The organism is Vibrio salilacus (assembly GCF_002811245.1).
GTDB lineage: Bacteria > Pseudomonadota > Gammaproteobacteria > Enterobacterales > Vibrionaceae > Vibrio > Vibrio salilacus.
Genome location: NZ_NIVQ01000007.1, coordinates 17069 through 31239, shown reverse-complemented (window position 1 = coordinate 31239; position 14171 = coordinate 17069). Strand labels below are relative to the sequence as shown.

General features: G+C 45.5%; 16 protein-coding genes and 1 other RNA gene. 10 read left to right on the top strand and 7 right to left on the bottom strand.

The window, feature by feature from the left end; genetic code table 11:
- Positions 1-117: 117 nt before the first annotated feature.
- From CDZ87_RS17005 to smpB, 3 genes are all read right to left on the bottom strand, one after another.
- Positions 118-270, bottom strand: coding sequence for a hypothetical protein (locus CDZ87_RS17005; protein WP_157806455.1), 153 nt, complete (start codon positions 268-270; stop codon positions 118-120).
- 163 nt (positions 271-433) lie between these two features.
- Positions 434-800: a transfer-messenger RNA gene (gene ssrA / locus CDZ87_RS06740) on the bottom strand.
- A 66-nt stretch (positions 801-866) separates the two neighbouring features.
- Entirely contained in the window at positions 867-1352 is a 486-nt protein-coding gene (gene smpB, locus CDZ87_RS06735) for an SsrA-binding protein SmpB (RefSeq protein ID WP_100752784.1), read from the bottom strand.
- A gap of 117 nt (positions 1353-1469) precedes the next feature.
- Between smpB and CDZ87_RS06730 the strand changes: the two genes are divergently transcribed.
- Positions 1470-1913: an SRPBCC family protein gene (locus CDZ87_RS06730; protein WP_100752783.1), complete on the top strand. Its 444-nt coding sequence runs from the start codon at positions 1470-1472 to the stop codon at positions 1911-1913.
- Positions 1903-2250, top strand: a complete 348-nt coding sequence (locus CDZ87_RS06725; RefSeq protein ID WP_100752781.1) for an RnfH family protein — start codon at positions 1903-1905, stop codon at positions 2248-2250. Before CDZ87_RS06730 ends, CDZ87_RS06725 begins: the two co-directional genes overlap by 11 nt.
- 93 nt (positions 2251-2343) lie before the next feature.
- Here the strand turns inward: CDZ87_RS06725 and bamE are convergent, their stop codons facing one another.
- From bamE to nadK, 3 genes are all read right to left on the bottom strand, one after another.
- Positions 2344-2703 (bottom strand): outer membrane protein assembly factor BamE, encoded by a 360-nt coding sequence (bamE, locus tag CDZ87_RS06720; RefSeq protein WP_038177235.1) that lies wholly within the window; start codon positions 2701-2703, stop codon positions 2344-2346.
- A gap of 172 nt (positions 2704-2875) precedes the next feature.
- The gene (recN, locus tag CDZ87_RS06715) at positions 2876-4540 is read right to left on the bottom strand and encodes a DNA repair protein RecN (RefSeq protein WP_100752780.1); all 1665 of its coding nucleotides are present in this window, start codon (positions 4538-4540) and stop codon (positions 2876-2878) included.
- Positions 4541-4695: 155 nt separating this feature from the next.
- Positions 4696-5580 carry an NAD(+) kinase gene (gene nadK, locus CDZ87_RS06710; protein ID WP_100752779.1) on the bottom strand — a complete coding sequence of 295 codons (885 nt, stop codon included), beginning with the start codon at positions 5578-5580 and terminating at the stop codon, positions 4696-4698.
- A gap of 143 nt (positions 5581-5723) precedes the next feature.
- Here nadK and grpE point away from each other — a divergent pair, with 143 nt between their 5' ends.
- The 4 genes from grpE (at position 5724) to dnaJ (ending at position 11394) form a co-directional block, all read left to right on the top strand.
- Complete coding sequence (gene grpE, locus CDZ87_RS06705) at positions 5724-6326, top strand: nucleotide exchange factor GrpE (protein ID WP_100752778.1); 603 nt, start codon at positions 5724-5726, stop codon at positions 6324-6326.
- A gap of 289 nt (positions 6327-6615) precedes the next feature.
- Positions 6616-7890 carry a dicarboxylate/amino acid:cation symporter gene (locus CDZ87_RS06700; protein WP_100752776.1) on the top strand — a complete coding sequence of 425 codons (1275 nt, stop codon included), beginning with the start codon at positions 6616-6618 and terminating at the stop codon, positions 7888-7890.
- Between the two features lie 234 nt (positions 7891-8124).
- The gene (gene dnaK / locus CDZ87_RS06695) at positions 8125-10035 is read left to right on the top strand and encodes a molecular chaperone DnaK (RefSeq protein WP_100752775.1); all 1911 of its coding nucleotides are present in this window, start codon (positions 8125-8127) and stop codon (positions 10033-10035) included.
- 213 nt (positions 10036-10248) lie between these two features.
- On the top strand, positions 10249-11394 hold the full coding sequence (gene dnaJ / locus CDZ87_RS06690; protein WP_038177228.1) for a molecular chaperone DnaJ: 1146 nt from the start codon (positions 10249-10251) through the stop codon (positions 11392-11394).
- Positions 11395-11453: 59 nt separating this feature from the next.
- Here the strand turns inward: dnaJ and CDZ87_RS17320 are convergent, their stop codons facing one another.
- Positions 11454-11837 (bottom strand): type IV pilin protein, encoded by a 384-nt coding sequence (locus CDZ87_RS17320; RefSeq protein ID WP_172953560.1) that lies wholly within the window; start codon positions 11835-11837, stop codon positions 11454-11456.
- Between the two features lie 151 nt (positions 11838-11988).
- Here CDZ87_RS17320 and CDZ87_RS06680 point away from each other — a divergent pair, with 151 nt between their 5' ends.
- From CDZ87_RS06680 to CDZ87_RS06665, 4 genes are read left to right on the top strand one after another with little or no spacing between them, the layout of a single operon-like run.
- Positions 11989-12486, top strand: a complete 498-nt coding sequence (locus CDZ87_RS06680) for a GspH/FimT family pseudopilin (RefSeq protein ID WP_100752772.1) — start codon at positions 11989-11991, stop codon at positions 12484-12486.
- Positions 12477-13112 (top strand): pilus assembly protein PilW, encoded by a 636-nt coding sequence (locus CDZ87_RS06675; RefSeq protein WP_100752770.1) that lies wholly within the window; start codon positions 12477-12479, stop codon positions 13110-13112. Before CDZ87_RS06680 ends, CDZ87_RS06675 begins: the two co-directional genes overlap by 10 nt.
- The gene (locus tag CDZ87_RS06670) at positions 13112-13546 is read left to right on the top strand and encodes a hypothetical protein (protein ID WP_100752769.1); all 435 of its coding nucleotides are present in this window, start codon (positions 13112-13114) and stop codon (positions 13544-13546) included. The genes CDZ87_RS06675 and CDZ87_RS06670 overlap by 1 nt, the downstream gene beginning before the upstream one ends.
- Positions 13536-13964, top strand: a complete 429-nt coding sequence (locus CDZ87_RS06665; protein ID WP_100752768.1) for a type IV pilus modification PilV family protein — start codon at positions 13536-13538, stop codon at positions 13962-13964. Before CDZ87_RS06670 ends, CDZ87_RS06665 begins: the two co-directional genes overlap by 11 nt.
- Positions 13965-14171: the final 207 nt, after the last annotated feature.

Genomic DNA, 14171 nt, shown 5'->3' with positions numbered 1-14171 from the left:
ACAACACCTCTACTTATCAATGAGTAAAACTTTACTCGTAAAGTCGTTTATTTTCAAGTTATGAGTAATAAGTTACTCATTAATTTATGGAAAGACTATTTATGAGTAAATTGTTACTCATAGGATGTAAGTCAAAATTGTTGATGAGCAGAATGGATTGTTGTAGCTATGGAAGCTGCGATAGGCACTGTTGCGACTGGCTTTCGATTGCTTGGTCAGTTGGTTTGGCGTTTCTGGTAACGGCTTGGGTTTATTGCGTTTGACTACCATTCGAGCGATCCCCACCGATTTATAGGGCGAGTTATCACTGTTAGAGACATTGGCTCTTGGTTTGATTTGTCGTTGGTCAATATACGGTTGCGGAGCGGCAATTGTTGGCTAGGAGATACAAAAAGGGCGATAACTCAGAGAGTTACCGCCCTTTCCAAACGTTTGGTGGAGCTGGCGGGATTTGAACCCGCGTCCAAGAACCATTCATCATTGGTACTACATGCTTAGTCGATCTTTAATTTCACCAGTGACCTGCGAACCGACACGCCAGTCAAAGGCTATCCTGAATTAAAATTCGCCGTTCACCTCTCAGGCGGGAGAATCCGGGCTAGCGCGTTTGGATTTGATCCCTCGTTATTCCCCGTCTTACGTGCGGAAGCTAGGGCGAGAGAGCTCTGAGCAGGTTATTAAGCTGCTAGTGCGTAGTTTTCGTCGTTTGCGACTATTTTTTTGCGGCTTTTTACGTGGCAAACCGCCCCACGGCATGCACCTCAGACTTCAAAATTCCTGTCGAATCCTAAATCAGCCCCAAGTGTTGTACGCATAGTACCAGAAAAGTGTTACCTGTCTAGCTTAATGCGTTTAAGTGCTCAATATTAACGCAGCGAGCTCTTCATTACCCGTGCTTTTTCTCGAGCCCAATCTTTTTCTTTAAGATCAGTACGTTTGTCGTGCAGCTTCTTACCTTTGGCAACACCGATTTTGATCTTCACCCAAGAGCGAGACCAATAGAGCGATAGCGCTGTTAGTGTCATACCCTCGCGGTTGACGCGGCCCAGTAAATTATCGAGTTCACGACGACTTAAAAGTAGCTTACGAACACGCGTTGGGTTAGCCACAACGTGTGTTGATGCTTGGTTTAATGGAGTAATAGTCATGCCACTGACAAAGGCTTCTCCGTCACGCATAAAGACGTAGCTTTCCGCGATATTGGCTTTGCCTTCACGAAGTGACTTAACTTCCCAGCCTTGTAGCTCTAAGCCTGCTTCAATTTCATCATCGATAAAATATTCGTGGCGAGCTTTCTTATTGACAGCGATGGTATTGCTACCCGCTTTTTGTTTGGATTTTTTCTTTACCATAATGGGTGCATTATACGGGTACAAGTGAGGTTATGAAATCCCTTTATTTGCGCTTGGTGCAAATAAAAGTAAAATTAGCTCATGCTTGAGGTTCAGGCTGTATTACGAGGAGTCGATATGAAGCAAGTTAGCCGTTCTGCATTGGTGTCGTTTAGTGCACAGCAGATGTTCAATCTAGTGAACGATGTAGACCGTTATCCGGAGTTCTTGCCGGGGTGTTCGGGTTCACGTGTGATTGAGTCGAGCTCAAATGCAATGGTGGCTTCGGTTGATGTGGCTAAAGCTGGGATCAGCAAAACGTTTACCACAGCCAATGAGCTGATTCATGGTGAAGCGATCATCATGAATTTGGTTGATGGCCCCTTTAAAACGCTAAAAGGCGGTTGGTTTTTTACCCCACTTGACGAACAGGCGTGCAAAGTTGAGCTAAAACTCGAGTTCGAATTTTCAAGTCAGATGATAGAAATGGCGTTTGGCAAAATTTTCAACGAATTGACCAGCAATATGGTCAATGCATTTACTAAACGCGCAAAGCAGGTGTACCCAGTTTATGAGTATTGAGTCGGATATGATTCATGTAGAGGTGGTGTACGCACTGCCTCACGAGCAGCGTGTTTTTACGCTAGTAGTTAATAAAGAGATGACCGTTGAAGAGATCATTGTTCAATCGGGTGTGCTTGAGTTGTATCCTGAAATAGACTTAACCAAGAATAAGGTAGGCGTGTTTAGCCGTAATATTAAGCTCGATGCAACGGTAAATGACCGAGACCGGATAGAGATTTATCGCCCGTTATTGGCTGACCCAAAAGAAATTCGTCGTAAGCGTGCCGAGCAAGCTAAGGCGGCAAGTGATGCTGACGCGGTCAGTAAGAAATCGCCGTCGAAGAAAGAGACTTAAAGCAAGACGCTTTGGTTGTTAAACAGAGATATCTCGTCCAAAAAGAAAGGGTTGACGCAAAACGTCAACCCTTTTTAATTTCTCGCTACTCGCTTAGTTAATGCTTTCGAAGAAATCATTACTTGGCGTGAAGTCACCAGAAATACTAACTAACTGACCGTTATCATTGAAATCAACAATCAGGTTCTTTTGAATCGAGTCGTTGTGGCCTTCAGTATGGTGGTAAATGTAGTACCAAATGTCTGGGTAACCATTTTCGACGAGCATCGGCGAGCCCAGAACATAACGAACTTGTTCTTTGGTCATTCCGAACTTGAGTCGTTCGACTGCGCTTTGTTCAACATAGTTGCCCTGGTTTATATCAATGCGATACACAAGCTTTTCTAGTAAAGAGCAGCCTGTCAGCATTGTCATTGCGAGTGGTACAGCGATAAGCCACTTTTTAAATTGCATACTTAAATTCTTTGTAACGGATAATGATCAAACTCAGCCGATAATAAACAAGCTAGCGGCTAAAGTAAAAAGCTGAACGCGTTTTGCGTTGTTTGAGACCATGATTTTTGAATTTGGTTGCAAAGTAGAGCCAAAATTGCCCATAAAAACAGCTTTGGCTCGTAGAGTTAGACTAAGCGGCAATCAATAGCTCTTTGGCATTGGCAAGTGTTGAGTCTGTGATTTCGCTGCCACCGAGCAGGCGAGCGAGCTCAGTTACGCGCTGTTCATCATCAAGACGGTGCATTTGGGTTTCTGTCTTACCTGCTTTAGTGTGCTTAGCGACAAACAACTGCTGATGACCACATCCAGCCACTTGAGGCAAGTGCGTGACACACATTACCTGAGTTGATTGTCCGAGTTTACGCAACATTTTACCGACTACCGCAGCCGTTGGGCCACTGATGCCGACATCAACTTCATCGAAGATTAGGCTAGGGGTTTCGACTTTCTGCGCGGTAATCACCTGAATAGCGAGTGAAATACGTGAAAGCTCTCCCCCTGATGCCACTTTAGCGATGGGCTGCATTGGTTGACCTGGGTTGGTAGAAACCATAAAGCAGACGCTGTCCATCCCGAGCGGAGAGGGGTGTGCCCCTTGGTTACATACCTCAATGCTAAATTTCGCTTTTTCCATGCTCAGTTCGTGCATGCTAGCGGTAATAAGCTTGTTTAATTCTTTGGCGTAACGTAAGCGTGATTTGTGCAGTTTTTCTGACGCAGTTAAGAACGCATGATATTTGGCTTCAACCTCTTGCTGTCGTTCTTCGATACGTTCTTCCGAGCAGTCGAGTTGTTCAATCTGGGCGAGTAAATCTTGCTGATGTGGATAGAGTTCATTAGGCATGACATGATGTTTTCTGGAGATAGACATCACTTTAGAAAAACGTTCTTCGACAAAGACCATACGCGCTGGGTCAACGTCAATATTATCTAAGTAGTTACGTAATTCACTGTTAACCTCTTCAATTTGAATGATCGCTTCAGCAACCATGTTCGGTAGTTCGGCTAAGTGATCATCAAGTTCAGCTAACTGAATTAAGGCGTGATTGGCCGATTGCAAAATACCAAGCGCATTAACTTCTTCACCTTCGTAAATAAGTTCGATGGCGTGCTGACAGGTAGAGGCAAGTTCGCCGCTATTGGATAGGCGTTTATGTTCTTGTTCGAGTTCTTCATATTCATCCTCGCCAAGAGAAAGTTCATTAAGTTCTTTGATTTGGTATTCAAGCAACTGCTTCTGAGCCATGTTAGCTACGCTGTTTTCTTTAAGTTGCTTAAGTTGGTTATCGGCCTGACGCCATGACTGATAGGCGTTACGTGTGCTTTTCAGCAAGTTGCTATGGCCTGCGTACTGATCAAGCATCGCCATTTGATACTCGCTCTTCATCAGTTGATGGTGTGCATGTTGGCCGTGGATGTTGATCAGCAGTTGTCCAAGTGATTTTAACTGAGAAAGGGGAACCGGACTGCCGTTAATAAAGGCGCGTGAACGACCTTCTTTACTGATTATGCGACGTAAAATGCAGTCACTACCATCGAGTAAGTCATTGTCTTCTAACCATCGAGTGGCGTTAAGGTTGTTCTCAAGCGAAAAAGCCGCACTAACTTCGGTTTTTTCTTCGCCTTGTCTTACCATGCTGGCTTCCGCGCGTCCGCCTAGACAAAGCCCAAGGGCATCGATAGCGATTGATTTACCCGCACCTGTTTCGCCAGTGATGGTTGTCATACCGGTGGATAGCTCTAGCTGTAGAGACTTAACAATTGCAAAATTATTAACACTTAGATGAGCCAGCATTTTTTGTACCTGTTTTAATGAACAATACTGTATAAGAAAACAGTATATACTGTTTCTTTATACAGTAAAGTTCCAGGCCAAAAATTTTGTGATCAGGCTCTAAAGTGATCGGCGGCGTCAATTCGAAGCTGCGGGTTTGTCTTGCGCGCGCGGCACTAAAATAACTTACTCGACCAGCCTAACTTATTACGCAAGACGTGATAGTAGCTGTAGTCTTTAGGATGAATCAGCTTGAGGCCATTAGGGCTTTGATAAATATGCACTTCATCACCAGGAGAGACCGGCAGTGAAACTTGGCCATCGCAACTGACTTCTTGCGCCCCACGATTATCTGGTGAAACGATAAGCTTGATGTGGCGCTTACTATCGACAACCAATGGTCGGCTCGACAGTGTGTGGGGGAACATAGGAACCAAAGAGATTGCGTTAAGGCTAGGAGATAAAATCGGGCCTCCGCCAGAGAGAGAGTAAGCGGTTGAGCCGGTCGGTGTTGAAACAATTAAGCCATCGGCACGCAGCGAGAAAGCAAAACTGTCATCAATGTAGACTTCAAACTCAATCATACGCGCGACTTGGCCTGGGTGGAGCACCGCTTCATTGAGTGCTGCATTATGGCTTTTTATTTGACCGTGACGATGTATTTCGGCTTCAAGTAAAAAACGCTCTTCTTCGATGTAATCACCACCAAGAACCGCAGACAGCGTAGCGTGGAAATCTTCAGGATCGAGATCGGTCAAAAAGCCCAAGTTGCCACGGTTGACACCAATGACAGAGATATCAAATCTCGATAGTACACGCGCCGCGCCAAGCATGTTTCCATCACCGCCGACCACGATGGCGAGATCGGCCATTTGGCCTAATTGAATTAAGCTGGCAAAATCATCGCTTGGAATATCATCTAAAATCTCGCTCAAACGATCATCGATATAGACCTTGTAACCTTGGTCTTGAAGCCAGATGTATAGCTCTCTATGGGTTGCTATCGCTTGCTGATCTCTAGGTTTTCCAATGATGGCGATCACTTCAAAAGGTTTTTTCATAGGTTTTCCGCACCAAATAGGCTTGAATCGACAATCTTCATCCCCATAATAATGGCAAGTTAACTATTTATGCGAATTTTTGTGTATCTCAATATAATAAACGTGATGTATTGAGGGCGGTTGATATGAATTCTGGAGATATCATGAGCAACGAAGAAAACAAGATCAAAGAAGAAGAGCTACAACAACAGCAGGATGTTGAGCAAGAAGCAGAAGTTGTGGGTACTGATGCTGATATCGAATGGAACGAGGAAACTGAGCTAGATGAGAAAGAAGCGAAGATTGCTCAATTAGAAGCAGCGCTGCTTTCAAGCGAAGCAAAAGTTCAAGAGCAACAAGACAGCGTTCTACGTGCAAAAGCTGAAGTAGAAAATATGCGTCGCCGCTCTGAGCAAGAAATTGATAAAGCGCGCAAATTCGCACTGAACAAGTTCGCAGAAGAGTTGTTGCCAGTGATCGATAACCTAGAGCGTGCCATTCAAGCAGCTGATACCGAAAATGAAGCGATTAAACCGTTACTTGAAGGTGTCGAGCTGACGCACAAAACGTTTGCTGATGTTGTGTCTAAGTTTGGTCTTAAAGAGATCAACCCAGAGGGTGAGGCATTCAATCCAGAGTTGCACCAAGCAATGTCAATTCAAGAAAGCCCAGATCATGAAGCAAACACCGTGATGTTTGTTATGCAGAAAGGCTATGAGTTAAACGGTCGTTTGATTCGTCCTGCCATGGTGATGGTTGCCAAATAATCTGTATATCAATCAATTGGTTTAATTGATGAAAGAGAGGCTTAGCCTCTCTTTTTTTATCCTTGTCAGACCAGATTCCGTACGGCTTTGCAACTATCTGATTTGGTAAATCATTGTTGATTTTCAGTCTGTAATAAAATTAATTTCTGATTTGAAATTTGTAACATTATCGTAAACAAAGTCTTTATTTTGTAAACTCAATGTGTACTATGTGCGAACTCCGCCGAGAAAAATGGCGGATTAAACTATAAAATCATAAATTATAAACACAACATTCTGGAGATGAATGATGGATAAATCCCTTTCAAGCAAGATTTTTGTAGGCTTGTTTGCAGGTCTTGTTATTGGTACCGCCATCCAGTACTTATTTAGCGGTGTAGCCATTTTTGACACTTACCTTTTAGGTACGGCTGAAGGTGCCGGCGGTATGTTTGTATCGTTGATCAAATTGCTTGTTGTACCTTTGGTCTATGTTTCAATTGTGTGCGGTATCGTTGACCTTAAAGACATCACTGCTTTCGGTCGCCTTGGTGGGAAAACTTTTGCTCTTTACATTATCAATACCATCATTGCGATTACGGCAGCCCTGACCGTTGGTATGATTTTCCAGCCGGGTGCGGATGCAAATCTTGCGGGTACGATTTCAGAAACCGTTAAATTAACCACGACTGAAACGCCGGATATTTTCTCATTAGTGGTTAACATTGTACCAAGCAACCCTGTTCAGGCGTTTGCTAATGGTGACATGCTGCAAATCATCTTTATGGCGATTTTGACTGGTCTGGCGATTCAAGCGCTTGATTCACGTGGTGGCCCTGCTATCCGTACGTTCAAAATGGCGAACGAAATCATGATGAAGTTAGTTGGCCTTGTCATGAGCCTTGCGCCATACGGTGTCTTTGCGCTAATGATCCAGCTAGGTGCAACGCTAGATGCGAACACGCTAATGTCTGTTGCAGGTTATGTCGCACTTGTTGTTGCCATGCTAGTGTTCTGGATTTTCTTCTTCTACCCAATGGCGGTAGGCCTTGCGACAGGCACGTCACCAAAAGCTTTCTTGCGTGCGACACGTGAGCAGATCTTGTTCTCACTATCAACAGCAAGCTCGAACGCAACGATTCCAGTGACTATGCGTACTCTGACTGAAAAGCTGAACGTATCTAAATCAGTGGCCGGTTTTGGTGTACCACTAGGCGCGACAATGAACATGTCTGGTGTGTCTATCTATATTGCGCTGGCGACTATCTTTGTTGCCAACGCATTTGGTCAGCCAATCAACAGTACGGACCTATTCACTTTAGGTCTAACTATCTTGCTACTGTCCATTGGTGCTGGTGGTGTTCCTGGTGGTGGTGTGGTTATGGTTGGGGTTCTGCTTCACCAACTGGGTTTACCGCCAGAAGGTTTAGCCATTATTGCCGCTGTTGACCGTATCAATGATATGTTCTGTACGTCTTCAAACGTGGTTGGCGATACTGCGGTCAACACGATTGTCGCAAAATCAGAAGGTGAAATCGGTAAGCCTGAAAAGATTGAAGCTGAGCCCGCTCAAGCAAACGCGTAATCCGCGATAACGTTTTTATCAAGCGAGGCCCAGTGTCTCGCTTTTGTTTTTCAGCAAAAAGCACATTTTTTTTTGCTTTGTCCCTTGAAAAGCCATTTGTCGCCCTTATCTATGGTGCATAGAGAAGCAAACATCATTATTTTTGTTTGTGAGCAAGGGTTGAAACCCGATCCTACGTCCCCCACATAGGGGGTAGAGCAAAACGAAAATAGACATTTATTCGGAGATAGCCTGATGGGTAAAATCATTGGTATTGACTTAGGTACTACTAACTCATGTGTTGCTGTATTAGACGGCGACAAACCACGCGTAATTGAAAACGCAGAGGGTGAGCGCACCACCGCATCGGTAATTGCATACACAGACGGTGAGACGTTAGTCGGTCAGCCAGCAAAACGTCAAGCAGTTACAAACCCTGAAAACACGCTATTTGCAATCAAGCGTCTAATCGGTCGTCGCTTTGAAGATGAAGAAGTTCAGCGCGATATCGAAATCATGCCATACAAAATTATTAAGGCTGATAACGGTGATGCTTGGGTAGAAGCGAAAGGCCAGAAAATGGCAGCGCCTCAGGTTTCTGCTGAAGTTCTTAAGAAAATGAAGAAAACGGCTGAAGACTTTCTTGGTGAAGAAGTTACAGGTGCAGTTATCACAGTACCTGCATACTTTAACGATGCTCAGCGTCAAGCAACTAAAGATGCTGGACGTATTGCAGGTCTAGAAGTTAAACGTATCATCAACGAACCAACAGCAGCAGCGCTTGCTTACGGTCTTGATAAGAAAGGCGGCGACCGCACAATCGCGGTATACGACCTTGGTGGTGGTACATTCGATATCTCAATTATCGAAATTGATGAAGTTGAAGGCGAGAAGACATTTGAAGTACTTGCAACCAACGGTGACACACACCTAGGTGGTGAAGACTTTGATAACCGTCTAATCAACTACTTGGTTGACGAGTTCAAGAAAGAACAAGGTATCAACCTAAAAACTGATCCGCTTGCGATGCAGCGTGTGAAAGAAGCAGCAGAAAAAGCGAAAATTGAGCTTTCTTCTACAACGCAAACAGATGTGAATCTGCCATACGTGACTGCTGATGCGACGGGTCCTAAGCACATGAACATCAAAGTGACACGTGCGAAGCTAGAATCGCTGGTTGAAGACTTAGTGCAACGTTCTCTAGAACCATTGAAAGTTGCTCTAGCTGACGCAGACCTATCTGTGGGCGACATCAATGATGTAATCCTAGTAGGTGGTCAGACTCGTATGCCTATGGTTCAAGCGAAAGTAGCAGAATTCTTCGGTAAAGAAGCACGTCGCGACGTGAACCCTGATGAAGCGGTAGCGATGGGTGCTGCGGTTCAAGGTGGTGTTCTTGCGGGTGAAGTGAAAGATGTTCTTCTGCTAGACGTTACTCCTCTGTCTCTAGGTATCGAGACTATGGGCGGCGTAATGACTAAGCTAGTTGAGAAGAACACCACTATCCCAACAAAAGCGAACCAAGTCTTCTCTACAGCAGAAGACAACCAGAACGCGGTAACTATCCATGTTCTACAGGGTGAGCGTAAGCAGGCAATGTACAACAAGTCTCTAGGTCAATTTAACCTAGAAGGTATTCAGCCTGCACCACGTGGCATGCCACAAATCGAAGTAACTTTCGACCTAGATGCGGATGGTATCCTTCACGTATCAGCGAAAGACAAGCAGACTGGTAAAGAGCAGAAGATTACGATCCAAGCTTCTGGCGGTCTAAGCGATGAAGACATCGAGAAAATGGTACAAGAAGCGGAAGCTAACAAAGAAGCGGACAAAAAGTTCGAAGAGTTAGCCACTGCACGTAACCAAGCTGACCAAATGATTCACGGTACTCGTAAGCAAGTTGAAGAAGCGGGTGACGCTCTTCCAGCTGACGAGAAAGAGAAGATTGAAGCAGCTATCTCTGAGCTAGAAGACGCACGTAAGGGCGAAGACAAAGAAGCGATCGACGCTAAAGTCCAAGCACTTATGACAGCGGCTCAAAAGCTGATGGAAATCGCTCAGCAGCAAGCTCAAGCTCAACAAGGTGCGGAAGCGGGCGAACAGCCTAAGCAAGACGACGATGTTGTTGATGCTGAGTTCGAAGAAGTGAAGGAAGACAAGAAATAATTCTTGATTCTAACTGCACTTAACTTTAATGCGGGCGTTTGAGGAAACTCATACGCCCGTATGTTTGTAACTTAGTTGTCATTCTAGATAATGGTTCTTGAACGTGAACTTTCGAGCCTTTATCTAGAATGATACAACCATCAAGCGATGCCCCTGCTAACAGTAAGCATGGGAAGACACATTGCTTGCAGTACTACATTGGTGACGAAGAAAATGTCGAAACGTGATTTTTACGAAGTATTAGGCGTAAGCCGCGATGCATCAGAGCGCGATATTAAGAAAGCGTACAAGCGCTTAGCGATGAAATTTCACCCTGATCGCAATCAGGGTGATGACACCTCGTCAGATAAGTTTAAAGAAGTAAAAGAAGCGTACGAAGTCTTACTCGATCCGCAAAAGAAAGCTGCTTATGATCAATATGGCCATGCAGCCTTTGAACAAGGTGGTATGGGTGGCGGCGGCGGCTTTGGTGGCGGTCAGGCCGACTTTGGCGACATCTTTGGCGACGTATTCGGTGACATCTTTGGTGGTGGTCGTCGTGGCGGCGGCGGACATCGTGCCCAACGTGGTGCCGATCTACGTTACAACATGGAGCTCACGCTTGAAGAAGCGGTACGTGGTGTTTCTAAAGAGATCGAAGTACCCACATTAGTTCATTGCGACAGCTGTGAAGGTAGTGGTGCGAAGAAAGGCTCATCGCCGGAAACCTGTGGAACCTGTCATGGTCACGGCCAAGTACAAATGCGTCAAGGTTTCTTTGCGGTTCAACAGACCTGTCCTACCTGTCATGGTAAAGGTAAGATCATTAAAGACCCATGTAATGTGTGTCATGGTCAAGGCCGTTCGCAAAAGAGCAAGACGCTCAACGTTAAGATCCCAGCAGGCGTTGACACTGGTGATCGCATTCGTCTTTCAGGCGAAGGTGAAGCGGGTGAAATGGGTGCACCAGCAGGTGACTTGTATGTGCAAGTTCACGTCAAAGAACACAATATCTTTGAACGTGATGGCAACAACTTGTACTGTGAGGTGCCGGTGAGCTTCGCTATGGCCGCATTAGGCGGTGAAGTCGAAGTCCCAACGCTAGATGGTCGTGTGAACCTAAAAGTGCCGACTGAGACACAAACGGGCCGTATGTTCCGTATGCGTGGTAAAGGTGTTAAAGGTGTTCGCGGTGGCGGTGTTGGCGATCTGATTGTTAAGTTAGTGGTAGAAACACCAGTGAACTTAAGCTCGCGTCAAAAAGAGCTGCTGAAAGAATTTGAAGAGTCATGTGGTGGCGATGCGGCTACTAAGCATAAGCCAAAAGCTGAAGGTTTCTTCAATGGCGTAAAAAAGTTCTTTGATGACCTTACTAGCTAATTAAGTATCAACGCATATAAAACCCAAAAGCCTGCCTCGTGCAGGCTTTTTTGTATCGGCTATTTCCAACATTTCGCCGGTTGTTGATTGCCTGCGTGATCGAGCGACAGTTGTTGATAACTGAGTTCGGCGCAGCGATCGTTACGTTGGATGCCGATTGGGGTGGCCGAGATTATGTAGTCGTCTTCAGTTGCCGAGAGTGACAATGTGTATTGCTGAGGTGAACTTTGACACCCATTGCAGTGACCTTGGGTTATGACGCCTTCACTAGCTTGGAGATAACTGGTTTGATAATTTCGTTCTACTTCGAGCTGAATTAACGCCAAGTCAGCTAAAGCCGCGGTACGCTGGCCGCGCAGTAGGTAGCGTTGATAGTTAGGATAGGCGATGGCCGCCAGTAGACTGATGATAGCCACAACGATCACTAACTCGATCAATGTCATGCCAATTACTCTTGTTGTGCTCTGTTTGCAGTGATTCATTTTCATTGTTTCCCAGCTTTTATGGATGAGTGTTTGCCTATTGTTGAGAACTGTTAGCATCTCAACAAGATGAAAAACCATCGTCATAACGAATTACATGGGAATTTGAGAAATGTTTCGCGGCTTTACACTCTTTGAACTGGTTGTTGTGATCGCCATACTCAGTGTTTTACTGGTTAGCGCCGCGCCTCAAGTGAGCGGGCTTAGCCACAATGGACAAATGCGCCGTTTAGCTGATGAGCTTAGTGGCTTTATGGTTCAGGCTCGATCTGAGGCGATTTGGCGTAATCAGGATTTATGGGCGCACTTTAGTTATCCGAGTGCGGCGATTTGGCAATTGACTCTGACGGATGCGAGTGCGGCAAATAGTGGCAAGACCTTATTGGTATTACAAGGGGAGTGGTTTACTAGCATCGCCATGAGTTGGACCTACTCCGCGGACAAAATTAAATTCGCGGCTGAGCGTGGGCGGATTAAAGCCGGGAGCATCACCTTTTATAGCCATCACAAACCACAAGCCAAGCTGAAACTGAGCAGCTCTTTTGGCGGTAATCGAGTGATGTTGTGCGGCATTGATGGGTCATATTACGGATATTCGCCATGTCGCTAAAGTGTGCTCAACGCGGCGTGAGTTTGATGGAACTGCTCGCGGCGACGCTACTAGGTGTGATGGCACTAAGTATTGTTGGGGCGATATTCATTAGTGGTCAAAAGCTAGCTACCCAACGTTCAAAACAGTTACTATTAATCCAAAACCTAGCCAGCGCTGCCTTGCAAATCAAACAAGATCTGCAACGCGCGGGTTATGATCCCACAGCCGCTTCGCCGGTTTCTCTTACCTCCAGTTCGCATATCGTTCACCTTGAATCATCGCCCAGTGCGCTTGGCTACGTTTATCGTATTGCTACAACGGGGCAAGAGGTGTTTCGCACCGTGGTAGTGAAACATCACCTCTCTTTAGACGCAGCGGTTGGCCACGGTTTACTGTTGTGCGAAAAGCAATTGACTGGCTCGGTGTCGTTTTATCATGCCTCGCTATCAGGTTGGAATGGTCACTGTTTTAACTTATTTAATCCCGAGCAAATATCGGTGACTGAATTTAGCGTTACGGATGCTGCGATAGTTGGCGAAGGGGCTGAGAATCAAAGTATAACGATTCGCCTTTCTGGGCGCTTGATGACCGACCCGACCATTGCTCATCAACTTGAGCTAACCACTTTACTGAGAAATTTCTAATGAAGCGCTATCAAGAACAGTGCGGCGCGATCACCTTGATAATGACGTCAGTGTTGCTAGCGGCCGCATTGATGATGAACTTGGCTTCGATGAAAACGGTCATGTATCAAATCAAACGAGCGCAAAATGAGGTGAAAGTGCGGCAAATTCACTGGCGTCTTGAAGGTGGAATTGAGTGTGCTGCCGCGAGTGTGGTTGCGCATCAATCCAACCTTGCTCTTGTACTTAATAACGCCTCGCAACTGGATCGCTGTGCAGCAATAGTGACGATTGATCGCTTGGCGGTCGAGGCTCTGCCGACCGGGCAATTTGTCATTACAGCTACATTTGGTCAGCATCAAATGCGTCGCCGTTTTCACTTTCTTGCGAGTAATACAGAAAACAGTGGTCAAACGCGATTTCGTTGGGTACGTGGAGGCTGGTATGTTGAGTAGTCGGCAAGGGTTCAGTTTGCTAGAGGTATTAGTTGCGCTGGCGATGATCAGTATTGCGTCTCTTGGGCTAACCAAGCTGCAAGTTAGTGTCGAGCAAAGAGCCGATTTTGCGGTGAACAGTGTTGTGGCGCTTAACTTAGCAGAGCAACAATTAGAGTGGTTTGGGACACGCGGAGCTGTCAGTGGATACTCCGACACTGAAGTTGCGGATTTTGCGTTATTGCAGTCGGGTACTGAGTTGGAACTGTATGCGCCTTATCATATTCGCTGGCAATTATCGCCAGTGCCTGGTTGGGACAGCAATGACCTGCAACAAGTGCAAGTTAATGTTAGTTGGCCACAGAGAAGTGGTGATAGGCAATCGATTTCTATTCTAACCCTGCTTTCAGCTCAACACGGCTACCACTCAAGTGAATAATTTCGTCTAAATGAGTCGTTGTTATCTTCCAGCGTACGATACGCTTTACAGCTTGGTTTAATACTTGTTTCTAACTTGTTTCATTTCGAGGGGAGGTCGTGTTTTTATAATGTTGCACGTCAATGGTGTTTTTGCAAAATATGTCTCCAATTATGGAAAAACCACTAGAATACTGTGCTTTTCGTTGCCGGCTTTTATAGAATGTTT